A 13,298-nucleotide genomic window follows, 5' to 3' on the forward strand; every position below is an offset into this window, starting at 1 on the left:
GTTTGAATAGATAATCAGTTTGCACTTATATAACAATTAAAAAACATCAAATTTGTTAGTTTACGAATACACAACTTGAATACTACAAATTTGCCACACTATCCAATTCTCTTTTTAAAGGCTCAATTTGCTTTAAAAATCGTTTTTTACTTGATGAGTTCATAGGTTCTCCATTAGGTAATTTCAATTTTAAAGCATCTACTTGAACGCCATTTTTCCAAAAACGATAACATACATGAGGTCCTGTTGCTAAGCCCGTACTACCAACTCGACCTATGACTTGCCCTTGAATAACGTGCTGTCCTCGTCTTACCAAAATTCTAGACATATGTAAATATTGCGTAGAATAGGTTGAATTATGTTTCACTTTTACAAAATTTCCGTTTCCAGTTGTAAAACCTGTTTGCTCCACTACACCTGCAGCTGTCGTGGTAATAGGAGTACCGTAAGGTGCTGCATAATCAGTTCCTTTATGTGCTTTCCAAGTATGTTGCACTGGATGAAATCTATTTGACGTAAATCGAGAAGAAATTCTACTGAATTTGATAGGGGTTTTCAAAAAGAAATTTTTCAGGGTTTTACCGTCCTCATCATAATATTCTACTTTATCGGAAGAAGGATTTTGTGCAAAAGGAAAGGCATAAATAATCTTGCCTTTATACTCAAAAAAAGCAGCCTGAAGACTATCAACTCCATCATAAATGGTGTCGTTAATATATCGTTCCGTAAAAGTTAAAGCAAATCGGTCTCCTTTTTTTAACTTGAAGAAGTCAATAGACCACGCAAATATTTTAGAAATTCTACTCGCTAAAGCGCCCTCAACTCGAGCACTTTCTAAGGTTTCAGATAAGGAGCCTTTTAACAAACCTCCTATTGTTCTTTGTTTAATTTTAATAGGTCTTGTTTTTTTGTAGGCAGTAACTGTAGTATCTCGCAAATCAATTACATAATAATTTAAAGCGTTTGGCTGATAGATAAAAACCTGTAATTCATTTTTTTTATGTCTTGATCTAAGAAGTGTATAAGGTTTATCAAACCTCATTATTCGCACATCAAAAGTATCTTTTACTTTTTCAATGATGTCATAGACTTTCTTATTTCCAATGTTTTGCTTTTGGAGAATAGTACCAAAAGTATCTCCTTTTTTAATCGTGTCATGAACTACATTAAAATCAGCATATGTAAATCCAAACTCTACCTTTTTAGAGGCTGTTTTTGAAGTTTTGTCATCCAATGTTTCATCGGTTTTAGAACAAGATAGTATCGAAAATAATACTATTATAAGTGCAAAAACTTGTTTCAATCTTTATATTTTTTTTAATTAATTTACTTTTCCTCTTTCTTGTTCTCCGACTCGTGTTCATTGCTCAAAACTATATAGTCATGAATCATTCTTTTTTTAAGCTAAGTATTTACAGTTTTACTTTAAACGAATTTTTTAATCCTTTGAATGCGTCTAAATCTGCTTTTATAGAACCTACAGCAAGATTCGCTTTAATACGAAGAGGCAACTTATTATTATCATCTGAAATCCAAACAGTTAAACTTTCCTGCTCTTTAAAAACACGTCCAGATTGAACTAATGGTCTAAAAACCATTGCCGAAACGGTTCCAAATTTAGTTGTAATATCCTCACGTCCAATAAATTTTAACTTAAACTTTGTAGTTTCTTCGTCAAAAAACATATCAATAGCAATTGACTCACCAGGCTTTATTTTATCAATATTAGGAGAATTCCTTAAATAATAAAATGTTGACATTATGTCTTGTGTGTTTTTTGGAATCACAAAAGTTTTTTCCGTTTTGTGTTTGTAATCTTTAAACAAAACTTTATTTGATGCTTGATTAAAAAAGCCCTCTTGGTTTTTAGTATATCCGCCTTCATTTATTTTTCTGACAAACTGATATGGATTACCTGTTTCTTTGTCAATATAACTTTCATAAAGATCTTCTACTTTGAAAAAAAACCTGGACATTCCCGTGGTGTATCCTTTGCCAATAACATGAAAGACTTTTTTGTTATTTATGGTGGCATCTTGTACTTCTAATGTGGCATAGCCCGCATTTACAAAGCCGTAATGTATGCGAAACTTAAACCATTCCCCTACGGCATAAGCATCTTCCTTTTGAGAATCAAAACTTACAGTAGTTATAAATATTAGAAGTAGTGCTATTTTTTTCATCACTTTTTTGGACTATTTATTACCACAAATACAAATTTTGTTCCAAATGTATTAAAACAAAAAAACTCAGTCAAATAATGACTGAGTTTTTATGCTATTAACTAACCAAAAAACTATAAATTATGAAATTTATATCAATAATAAGAAGGAAACCACCCCTTCCTTTTTTGCGAGTGCAAAGGTAGTTAACAAATCCAGTTTTTTTGATGAAAAATATACTTTAACACAACATATGCAAAAATACCTTAGAAATGTCCTGTATTTTTTTACATTTCACAAAAAAAGTATAATTTTATCGATATACTCTCAATCATCTCATATACAACTCTTCTTTATTTGTTCTTTAAAAAACAACTGTCTTTCAAAAATGATTGTCGTTTAATTTCAACACAAACATTAAACTATACCACTATTTAATTAAAACCAAAAACCAACCCCAAACCATGTATATCCTTTTGGATTTTCAGGTGACCAAGAATGCTTAATTTCAATTGGTCCAATGGCAGTTTCTAAACCATATCCTACCGCATATCCAGAATATTTTGGAATTGAAATCCAATTAACCGTTCTAAAAAGATTGTTTTCTAAGTTGGCAAAGTTTGCCGAAAAATTCAAGTGATTCTTCTTATAAAACTCATAATCAAGAGTTGCAGCAGTCTTTATATAACTATTAGCAGCAACACTCAAGAAATCATATCCATAAAAATGTTTGAAATTATTTATTGTATTATATCCGTATCCTCCTAGCACAAAATTAAAAAACGAAACACTTTCTTGACCAATAGACATTCCAGCATCAGCTTGAAATCTTAGTGTGACTTTTTTTACAATTTGAGCTGCTAGCCCAACCTCAGTTTTAAAAATTGAAAATGGTTTGAATTTATTGGTATAATTAGAAGAGAATAGATACGATTGAATATCACTAGAAAAATACCAACCTTTCTTTGGAAAATACTTATTGTCAAACGAATCATATTTCATATAACCAAAAACACTCAAATAGCTGCTTTTGTCTATTATTGGATTTGTATTTGCTAGTGTTTCGGACTTTATTTTAAGAAGCTTTAATTCAGCTCCTGCGCCAATCAAAAATTTTTGCGCAAATAACGACTGGAAATAAGCTTGATTTGTAAAATCTAAAAAGTCCACATTTATAGTATTAACCCCTATATCTGATATACTCTGCGGGCTTAGTTCTTTAGTTACATTCCTGTTAAATTGATTAAACTGTGACTTAAACCCAAAACTCAGATTAAAACCATTGTCAACATAATAATCATAATTATACCTGAAATTGTCTCCTAAAACAACATCTAAAGATGCGATGTCGTTTTTGAATAAAGTCTTTTTGTGTGTTAGATTAACTAAAATACCACTTTTATACAAGCCATCATAGTGTAAACCAAATTTCAAATATGTTTTAGTTGGGTTTTCTATTAATGTTAAATTCAAATCTTCTTTGTTCTGCTTAGGATCAAAAGAATAATTTATAGCACTGAAGTTTTGTGTTGCATTAATATTATTTATGCCTTTTTGTAAATCCGTATAACTAACTTTCGAATCCTCTTTAAATCGTAATTTACCAACAATATAATCTTCGGTAAAATTGTTCAAATTGTTTATGTTTATCTTCTCAATTTGCAAAGTATCCGTAACTAATTTAAGTTTTGGTTTCTGATAAGCATCTTGTTTATTAGCTACTAATAATAGTTTTTCATATACTGAAAAAGCGGCTTCTTCCCCTTTTCGGATAATTTCCTTTCCCTTATCAAATGAAATAACACCATAGTTTTTAATATCCGGATTTATATAAATATCCGTTTCAACAATCTTATTTTTCATTTTTGCAATAGACTGAAGATTGGTAATTTGAACCAATATTTTGGTAGCATTTTTTAGCTCTTTCCTGTCCATTAAATCATCTTGAACATCAACACCTATAATAATATCCGCACCTAGTTTCCGAACTTCTTCAATAGGATAATTATTAGCAACTCCACCGTCAACTAGCAAAGCTCCGTCAATTTCTATAGGTGAAAACAAGGATGGAAAAGCGGCACTAGCTAACATAGCTTGCGCTAAATTTCCTTTATTCAGCAATACTTGTTCCCCTGTTTCAATATTAGTTCCAATACACAAAAAAGGAGTTGGCAGTTGATTAAAATCCTTAACATGCCTTACATTTCTAGTAATTCTACTTAGTAAATTAAAATTATACATCCCTTTAGAAAGTGCTTCTGGGATTCCTATTTTAAAATTATTAAATGGTAAAACTAAGGCGTATAATTCGTCATTTCTTTTTTCATAAAAATTCTTAGATGATCTTGGTATAAAATCATTTAATAATTCATCGAAATTAGTGGATTGAAAAATCGAATCAATCTGAGCAGCATTATATCCTGTGGCATACAATCCACCAATTACAGCTCCCATACTCGTTCCTCCAATATAATCAATCTTGATTCCGGCTTCTTCTATCACTTTCAAAACGCCAATATGTGCAAATCCCTTGGCTCCACCGCCGCTAAGAACCAACCCTATTTTAGGTCTTTTTTGCTCTTGCGAAAAGGATTTCTGAATAGTAAGACAGAATGAAAAAAGAAAAAAGAAAAAAGAAAAACAAGTTGCAGGCAATGTATTTTTCAAGCCCCAGATAGAAGTATAAGCCTTAGACAACATAAATTTTGTTTTTTCTTTTAAAAAAAGAGCACCCCAAGAAGCTTCTTCTTTTTTATAAAAAAAGATTTTTTGCAGAACACTCAAAACGGGCAGCTTGAATAGACTCATGGAAAAAACTAATTAGTAGTGTAAAAGTCGACAATTTTTTTGGCTTTTGACACACCTATTACGTCAGAAATTTCTTTTTCTGAAGCTAACTTCAATCTTTTAACACTTTTAAAGTGTTGAATTAATGCAAGCATCGTCTTTTCGCCAATGCCAGGGATTGATTCTACTGAAGAATTCAGCGCTGCTTTACTCCTCTTGTCACGGTGATGGGTTATCCCAAAACGGTGCGCTTCATTCCTTAATTGTTGAATTACTTTTAACGTTTCTGATTTTTTATCTAAATACAACGGAATCGAATCTCCCGGGTAAAATAATTCTTCTAATCTTTTAGCAATGCCAATTATGGCGATTTTTCCTCGCAATCCTAATTCATCTAGACTTTTTAATGCAGATGACAATTGTCCTTTTCCCCCATCAATTATAATAAGTTGCGGCAAAGGTTCGTTTTCATCCATTAATCTCTTGTATCTTCTATATACAACCTCAGTCATAGAAGCAAAATCATCTGGCCCTTCAACCGTTTTTATATTGAAATGGCGGTAGTCTTTTTTGCTTGGCTTACCATTTTTAAAAACCACACAAGCCGAAACAGGATTTGTTCCCTGAATGTTAGAGTTATCAAAACACTCAATATGGCGCGGTTCTACTGGCAAGCGCAAATCTTTTTTCATTTGTGCCATAATACGATTGGCATGCCTGTCAGGATCTACAATTTGCAATTGCTTCAATTGTTCAATTCTATAAAACTTAGCATTACGAATAGACAAATCCAGAATTTGTTTTTTATCACCCAATTGCGGAACCGTGATTTTTATATTTTCCCCCAAATCAACTGGAAATGGGACAATAATCTCCTTGGACAATAATTGGAAACGTTCACGGAGTTCAATTATAGCTAGTTCTAATAATTCTTCATCTGTTTCGTCTAATTTCTTTTTGATTTCCATCGTGTGGGAACGAATAATAGAACCGTGGGAAATTTGTAAAAAGTTGACATACGCAGCACTTTCATCCGAAACTATTGAAAACACGTCAATGTTGGTTATTTTTGGATTTACAATGGTTGAACGCGATTGGTAGTTCTCGAGAATTTCTATTTTTTCTTTTATTTTTTGGGCTTCTTCAAAATGCATTTCAGCAGCTAAATTTGTCATAACTCGCTTGAAATCTTTCATGCTTTCCTTAAAATTCCCTTTCAAGATTTCGCGAATAGCATCTACTTTTTTTTGATAACTTTCAATGGTTTCATATCCTTCACAAGGCCCTTTGCAATTGCCTATATGATACTCCAAACAGACTTTGAACTTGCCGCTATCAATATTGCTTTCGTTCAAATCATAGTTGCAGGTTCGGAGCGGATAGAGTTCTTTTATAAGTTCCAAAATAGTATTTACGGTTTTGAAACTGGTGTAAGGACCGAAATATTCTGAGCCGTCTTTAACCATTCTACGAGTAGAAAAAATCCTTGAAAAGGGTTCTTTCTTAATGCACAACCACGGATAACTTTTATCATCTCGCAACAGCACATTATACCTTGGTTGAAGCGTTTTAATTAAATTATTTTCTAACAAAAGGGCATCTGTTTCAGTAGGAACCACAATGTGTTTTATGGTTACAATTTTCTTAACCAGCACATTTGTTTTGGCCGTATCGTGGATTTTATTGAAATAAGAAGAAACTCTTTTCTTTAAATTTTTGGCTTTGCCCACATACAATATCTTGCCGTCCTTGTCGTAATATTGGTATACACCAGGATTATCAGGTAATGTTTGTATTTGTAGCGCAATAGTGGGGTTAGTCATTTTTTGAATACGAATTATGAATTCCAAATTTACGAATAACATCTTTGTAAATCAAAATCAAGCTCACACTTTTAATCCCAAATAATTATTTCTATATTTAGCTTTTTATATTAAATATGAGAAGTTTAAAACCAATAGTGATTTTTGGCGAAAGCATTTTACCCGGCGAAAACAAAACTGTCAACGTAGAAATAGCCCGATTACACACCACCACGAAGTTAGATATTCCAATTATTGTTAGACGGTCCAAAGTTGATGGTCCTGTGGTGCTTTTTTCGGCAGGAATTCACGGAGATGAAATCAACGGAATCGAAATTGTCAGACAAGTTATTAGCCAAAAAATTAATAAGCCCAAAAAAGGAACCATCATTTGTATTCCTATAATTAATATGTACGGCTTTGTCAATCGCTCTAGAGAATTTCCTGACGGACGTGATTTAAATCGTGTTTTTCCGGGAAGCAAAAAAGGCTCTTTGGCTAGTAGATTTGCCTTTCATATTCTTACTGAAGTAATGCCTATTGTGGATTATGCCGTTGATTTTCATTCTGGAGGTGCCAGCAGATTTAATGCTCCACAAATTCGACTTGCAGAAAATGATGCTGAACTAAAAATATTAGCCGATGTTTTTGACGCACCATTTACTTTATATTCTAAAAATATTGCAGGTTCTTTTAGAAATTCAAGTGCAAAATTGAGCGTTAAAATGCTGCTTTTTGAAGGTGGAAAATCATTAGACATCAATATCGATATTGCTAAAGAAGGGGTAAATGGAGTAAAACGAGTCTTAAAACATCTCGATATGTTAGATCCAAAACACCAAACCGAAAGACAGAAATCTTCTTCTATTTATATTGAAAAATCCAGTTGGGTACGTGCCAAATGTTCCGGAATGTTGCACGATAACAACACCATTGGAACCTTTGTGAAAAAAGGAACTCTTTTAGCAACAATTACCGATCCTTTTGGAAAATTTGAACGAAAAGTTAAAGCCCCAAATGACGGATATGTAATTAATGCCAACCATTCGCCCATTGTATATGAGGGTGATGCCATTTATCATTTGTCAAATTCTGTTATAAAAGAAATTAAAAAAGAACCGGAAATCCAATCTGCTATGATTGCAGCCTTGGAAAATTTCTAGGCCTAAATAAATTTTAACCGAACAATTATAATATTTCATCTCGAATCAATACCTTCGATTTACTAAACTATTTCACGCATGATATACTGGGAAAAAATAACGCAAAAAGAAAGACAAGAATACATCCAAAGAGCATTAGACGAAAATGTAAATTTCTCTAGTGATATTTCACTTGGATACCCAGCGTCAAAATTAGATGGAAAAGTATTCAATGAAGACGCCCCCTTTTTAAAAGACGCCCCTACCTTAAAAACCTATGTTGCAAATCCAAACCATATTGGTTGTCACACATTAGGAACTTCTGAAAAAGCTTTCAAAGGAACCCAAAAAATGGAGCGTGATGTGCTAAATGTTATTGCTGTTGACATCTTCAAAGCCGAACCGAATTCTTTTGATGGTTATATTTCGCCTGGAGGAACCGAAGCTAACATTCAAGCCATGTGGATGTATCGCAATTTTTTTATGTATCAAAAGGGCGCTAAATTAGACGAAATTGCTATTCTAGCTTCTGAAGATACACACTATTCTATTCCAAAAGGTGCCAATATTTTAATGCTGGACTGGATTAAAATTCCTGTTTCTTTTGAGAATAGAGAAATCGACAAAATTGCTTTGGAAGATAAAATTATTAGTGCCAAACAAAATGGAAAAAAATATTTTATCGCCATTTCAAATATGGGAACGACCATGTTTGGATCCGTTGATAATCCTGAAGATTATATCCAAGCTTTAGAAAAACACAATCTAGAATACAAACTTCATGTTGATGGGGCTTACGGTGGATTTGTTTATCCGTTCAGCAACGAAAAATCAGTTATTAATTTTAGTAATCCTAAAATAAGTTCTATCACCATTGACGCTCACAAAATGCTTCAAGCTCCATACGGAACTGGTATTTTTATTTGTAGAAAAGGATTAATAGAAAACGTTTTGACCAAAGAAGCCGAATATGTTGAGGGAATGGATCTTACCCTTTGCGGAAGCCGTTCCGGTTCAAATGCAGTTGCAGTTTGGATGATTTTATTTACCTACGGCCCATTTGGTTGGTTCGAAAAAGTAAGTATTCTGCAAATGCGAACTCGGTTTTTGTGTAATGAACTAGACAAACTTGGTGTGCGTTATTTTAGAGAACCATTTATGAATATTGTAACTATTCATGCCGAAAATATTGAAGAAAAAATCGCTTCGGAATTTGATTTAGTGCCTCAACAACACCATGGCGACAACAAATGGTATAAAATTGTACTCATGGATCATGTAGAAATCGAACATTTAACAACTTTTATTGATCATTTAAAAGCAAGTCTTCATGCTAAAAAAAGCATTACGGTTAACTTATAAAACATTGCGAAAGCAACTTTCCGAAGACCAATTAGAAGAAATGAGTCTGGCTATTGCCAATAAAATCTTGATTCTTCCTATTTGGGAGAAATCATACTTTCATATTTTTTTGCCTATTGAAGAACAAAACGAAGTAAATACAGAGTTTATTCTGCATCTTCTTTCTGGAAAAGACAAAGAAATTATTGTTTCGAAAAGTGATTTTGAGACTAGAGACATGACTCATTTCTTGTTAACAGATAATACCAAAATCAAAAAAAACGAATATAACATTCCCGAACCTGTCGATGGAATTGAAGTTTCTGTTAAAAAAATAGAAGTCGTTTTTGTTCCACTTTTAGTCTTCGATAAATTTGGAAATCGTGTAGGTTATGGAAAAGGGTTTTATGACAAATTCTTATCTGAGTGCAAACCTGGAACTATCAAAATTGGACTCTCCTTTTTTGAACCCGAAGAAGTTATTTCGGATGTGAATGAAAATGACATAAAATTAGATTATTGTGTAACTCCAAACGAGGTTTTTAAATTCTAACAATTACTGTTTCAACCCAAGTAAAACCTTGGTTTATCCCAAACATAATGCTTAAAATTTTTATAAAATCTGATACTGATATTCTTTTTTTTCCTTTCTTTACGGGTTCAAATTAAAGTCCTTAATAAACCCCAATTTATCAAAGGATTATTTTAAATCATTCACAAAACAATCATCATTCATGAGAACCGGAAAACAAAAAATAATTCTAGCAGCAAAAATACTTAGTGTTGTATTTATAAGCGCAATTGTTGGATTTTATTTTTTTCGCGATGAATTACTGCAACAAACTCTTGTAAAAGTTTCTAATAAAATGGAACAGGATTACAACAGTACTTTTTCGGTAAAAAAAGCTTCTTTTGATGGATTTGCAGGAGTGAATTTAACGGATGTAATTTTGGCACCAAAAGGAGCCGACACCCTTTTTAAAATTCAAAAAATGAAAACTAGTGTCAGTTTCTGGCATTTGTTAATTGGTGATGTGCAATTAGGAACTTTGGAAATCAAAAATGGATATGTACAACTTACCAAAAAAGGAAATGTCAAGAATTTTGCTGCTTTTTTGAAAAAAGATAATGCTGTAAAAACATCAACTGATAAAAGAGATTATGCTGAATTTGCGTACCGAATTATTTCGAAGTTATTAAATCTTGTTCCAACGGATATGAGCATCGAAAACTTAACCTTTAAGTTAGACGACAATGGTAAAAAAGCCAGAATTGATATCCGAAAATTAGTACTGGACGACAAAGAACTTGAAACTGCCATTGATGTAAAAACGAATACTTTTGCACAACGTTGGGAAATTAAAGGATTTGCAGATCCTAGAAATAAAACAGCCGATATCCGTTTTTTTAATAGAGATACGGGCGCAATTAAAGTCCCTTATTTTGACGAACGATTCAACTTAATTTCTAGTTTTGACTCCATCCGATTGAACATTGAAGATATTGATAGAGATGGGGACGAATTGCACATCGACGGTTATGCTGCAATTGCAAATTTAAAAGTAAATCATCCTAAAATTGCCAGTAAGGATGTTGTCATTAAAAACGCGCGTTTTGACTACCGCTTTTTGTTAGGCTCTGATTTTATTTCTGTGGATAGTACCTCAACTGTTGAATTCAACAAAATAAAATTTCACCCATATCTAGCTTACGAAACCGAGGAAGATACAATCTACAAACTCAAAATTAACATCCCGAAAATGAAAGCTCAAGATTTCATTACTTCACTTCCAGATGGTTTATTCACGAACTTTCAGGGGATGCAAGCCAGCGGTAATTTTGATTACAATTTGGATTTTATGTTCAATAAAAACAAACCAAATACAATTGTTTTTGACAGTAAATTAAATAAAGAAAATCTTCGAATTACTAAATTTGGACAAGCCAATTTGAATAAATTAAACGGAGAATTTGTATATCGTGCCATCATAAAGAACGTGCTACAACGACCTATTTTAGTTGGTGCTGGAAATCCGGATTATACTCCTTTGAACCAAATTTCACCTTATTTAAAAAAATGTGTATTAACTACTGAAGACCCTTCTTTTTTCAGACATCGTGGATTTATTACCGAAGCTTTCAAACAATCCATTATTAAAAATATAAAAACCAAGAAATTCTCTCGTGGAGGAAGCACCATCAGTATGCAACTGATAAAAAACGTATTCCTTACTCGTGAAAAAACAATTTCGCGAAAAATGGAAGAGATTTTATTGGTTTATATTTTAGAAAATAACCGAATTGCAAGCAAGGAACGCATGCTTGAAGTTTATTTTAATATTATCGAATGGGGACCAAACGTATATGGAATTGGGGAAGCGAGTCGTTTTTACTTCCAAAAAAGCCCTTCGGATTTAACTTTGAATGAATGCTTATTCTTAGCAACTATAATTCCGAGTCCAAAGAAATTTATGTATCAATTTGACGGCCAAGGAAACTTAAAAGGATTTGCTCAAAAAAACCAACGCTATCTTAGTAACTTAATGTTGAAACGTGGTATTTTAACTTCTGAAGACACACTTGGACAACATGGTGTTTATGTTTCTGGAAATGCCCGTTCGTTTTTGAATATCGTTAAAGCCCAAGATTCGACAGCGACGGCAGTTGATTCAACAGCTGTTGATGAATTTGATTTTGAATTTTTAAAAACCCCTGAAGAAGAATAATTCTTTTTCAGGAGTTCTTATTATAAATTCGCTTGTATTTAATTTAAGGAGCAGGATCCGGAATTACAGCATGAACCGCATCTATTTCTTTTAGAATTTCTTCAGATAGAGATACTTTAATCGTATCTATATTTTCTTTTAATTGCTGAACTGTTGTTGCGCCAATAATTGTACTAGTCACAAATGGTTGTTGTTCTATGAAAGCTAATGCTAATTCTGTTAAACTCAAACCGTTTTTATTTGCAACTTCCTGATACAATCGAGTAGCTTCTGTACATTGCTCGCTATTGTATCTTGAAAATTGTGGAAACAATTTAATTCTAGCATTAGGATGGCTTTCTCCCGTTAGGAATTTACCTGACAATACCCCAAAAGCCATTGGTGAATAGGCAAATAATCCAACATTCTCTCTCATACAAACCTCAGCAGAACCTACTTCAAACTGTCTGTTTAATAATGAATAAGGGTTTTGAACTGTTTTTATTCTTGGTAAATTGAAGTTTTTGCTTTCTTCTAGGAAACGCATAATTCCCCAAGGCGTTTCGTTTGAAAGTCCAATATAATTGATTTTCCCTTCTTTGATAAAACCATCTAAAGTTTCTAAAACGCTATGAATATTATCCTCCCAAGCATCATCCTGAACTTTGAAACCACGTTGGCCAAAAAAATTAGCCTTGCGTTCTGGCCAATGCAATTGATATAAATCTATATAATCTGTTTGTAGTCTTTGTAAACTTTGATCCAATGCAAATTTAATACTGGCTGGCGAAAAATCATTTTTCTCTCGCATGTAAGTAAAGTTAGGATTTGGACCTGCGATTTTTGAAGCCAAAACAATTTCTTCTCTTTTACCTGTTTTTTTAAACCAAGTTCCTATTATTTTCTCTGTACTTCCGTAGGTTTCCTGACGCGCTGGCACAGAATACATTTCGGCAGTATCAAAAAAATTAACGCCATGTTCCAAAGCATAATCCATTTGGGCATGTCCATCGGCTTCGGTGTTTTGTTGACCAAAAGTCATCGTGCCAAGGCAAATTTTACTGACTTTTATATCCGTATTCGGTAAAGTAGTGTATTTCATATCTGAGAAAATTATTTTTTGTTTTTTGGAAACAAAGATAAAATTTGTTTATTGTTTTGGTTTCTGGTTAACATAAAATTGAGAAACGTTTATAGGATGTAAAAAATAACCGCAAATTAGCAAATTAATAGCCTTCAATCGAAAGATACAATTAGCGAATTTGCGGTTAAAAAAAGGTTCTTTACCAATCCATTAAGGAATTAAGTTTCATCAAGAATCAACGTTTATTAGTATTTGATTTTCTTAATATCAAAACT

General features: G+C 32.7%; 9 protein-coding genes. 4 read left to right on the plus strand and 5 right to left on the minus strand.

The features are described from left to right. Positions 1–82 precede the first annotated feature (82 nt). The 4 genes from C8C88_RS05225 to uvrC all read right to left on the minus strand — a co-directional run bounded on the left by C8C88_RS05225 (position 83) and on the right by uvrC (position 6,772). Positions 83–1,303 carry a peptidoglycan DD-metalloendopeptidase family protein gene (locus C8C88_RS05225; protein WP_121337099.1) on the minus strand — a complete coding sequence of 407 codons (1,221 nt, stop codon included), beginning with the start codon at positions 1,301–1,303 and terminating at the stop codon, positions 83–85. A 109-nt stretch (positions 1,304–1,412) separates the two neighbouring features. Beyond that, complete coding sequence (locus tag C8C88_RS05230; RefSeq protein ID WP_121337100.1) at positions 1,413–2,183, minus strand: DUF3108 domain-containing protein; 771 nt, start codon at positions 2,181–2,183, stop codon at positions 1,413–1,415. A gap of 417 nt (positions 2,184–2,600) precedes the next feature. Next, positions 2,601–4,970, minus strand: a complete 2,370-nt coding sequence (locus tag C8C88_RS05235; RefSeq protein WP_233549313.1) for a patatin-like phospholipase family protein — start codon at positions 4,968–4,970, stop codon at positions 2,601–2,603. 8 nt (positions 4,971–4,978) lie between these two features. Beyond that, complete coding sequence (uvrC, locus tag C8C88_RS05240) at positions 4,979–6,772, minus strand: excinuclease ABC subunit UvrC (protein WP_121338576.1); 1,794 nt, start codon at positions 6,770–6,772, stop codon at positions 4,979–4,981. Positions 6,773–6,888: 116 nt separating this feature from the next. Here uvrC and C8C88_RS05245 point away from each other — a divergent pair, with 116 nt between their 5' ends. The 4 genes from C8C88_RS05245 (at position 6,889) to C8C88_RS05260 (ending at position 11,960) form a co-directional block, all read left to right on the plus strand. Then, positions 6,889–7,914, plus strand: coding sequence for a succinylglutamate desuccinylase/aspartoacylase family protein (locus C8C88_RS05245; RefSeq protein ID WP_121337101.1), 1,026 nt, complete (start codon positions 6,889–6,891; stop codon positions 7,912–7,914). A gap of 78 nt (positions 7,915–7,992) precedes the next feature. Beyond that, on the plus strand, positions 7,993–9,255 hold the full coding sequence (locus C8C88_RS05250) for a pyridoxal-dependent decarboxylase (protein WP_121337102.1): 1,263 nt from the start codon (positions 7,993–7,995) through the stop codon (positions 9,253–9,255). Then, positions 9,224–9,787 carry a 5-formyltetrahydrofolate cyclo-ligase gene (locus C8C88_RS05255; RefSeq protein WP_121337103.1) on the plus strand — a complete coding sequence of 188 codons (564 nt, stop codon included), beginning with the start codon at positions 9,224–9,226 and terminating at the stop codon, positions 9,785–9,787. The genes C8C88_RS05250 and C8C88_RS05255 overlap by 32 nt, the downstream gene beginning before the upstream one ends. Before the next feature lie 181 nt (positions 9,788–9,968). After that, a complete protein-coding gene (locus C8C88_RS05260; RefSeq protein WP_121337104.1) occupies positions 9,969–11,960 on the plus strand; it encodes a transglycosylase domain-containing protein in 1,992 nt (663 codons plus the stop codon). 43 nt (positions 11,961–12,003) lie between these two features. Here the strand turns inward: C8C88_RS05260 and C8C88_RS05265 are convergent, their stop codons facing one another. After that, entirely contained in the window at positions 12,004–13,041 is a 1,038-nt protein-coding gene (locus C8C88_RS05265; protein ID WP_121337105.1) for an NADP(H)-dependent aldo-keto reductase, read from the minus strand. Positions 13,042–13,298 lie beyond the last annotated feature (257 nt).

It is taken from the genome of Flavobacterium sp. 123 (genome assembly GCF_003634825.1).
In the GTDB taxonomy this organism is placed as follows: Bacteria; Bacteroidota; Bacteroidia; order Flavobacteriales; family Flavobacteriaceae; genus Flavobacterium.

Excerpts from the sequence above, each read along its gene's own strand:
- C8C88_RS05255 (WP_121337103.1), top strand. The coding sequence starts at position 9,224 with ATGCTAAAAAAAGCATTACGGTTAACTTATAAAACATTGCGAAAGCAA.
- C8C88_RS05245 (WP_121337101.1), top strand. The coding sequence starts at position 6,889 with ATGAGAAGTTTAAAACCAATAGTGATTTTTGGCGAAAGCATTTTACCC.
- C8C88_RS05265 (WP_121337105.1), bottom strand. The coding sequence starts at position 13,041 with ATGAAATACACTACTTTACCGAATACGGATATAAAAGTCAGTAAAATT.
- C8C88_RS05230 (WP_121337100.1), bottom strand. The coding sequence starts at position 2,183 with ATGAAAAAAATAGCACTACTTCTAATATTTATAACTACTGTAAGTTTT.
- C8C88_RS05260 (WP_121337104.1), top strand. The coding sequence starts at position 9,969 with ATGAGAACCGGAAAACAAAAAATAATTCTAGCAGCAAAAATACTTAGT.
- C8C88_RS05250 (WP_121337102.1), top strand. The coding sequence starts at position 7,993 with ATGATATACTGGGAAAAAATAACGCAAAAAGAAAGACAAGAATACATC.
- uvrC (WP_121338576.1), bottom strand. The coding sequence starts at position 6,772 with ATGACTAACCCCACTATTGCGCTACAAATACAAACATTACCTGATAAT.
- C8C88_RS05235 (WP_233549313.1), bottom strand. The coding sequence starts at position 4,970 with ATGAGTCTATTCAAGCTGCCCGTTTTGAGTGTTCTGCAAAAAATCTTT.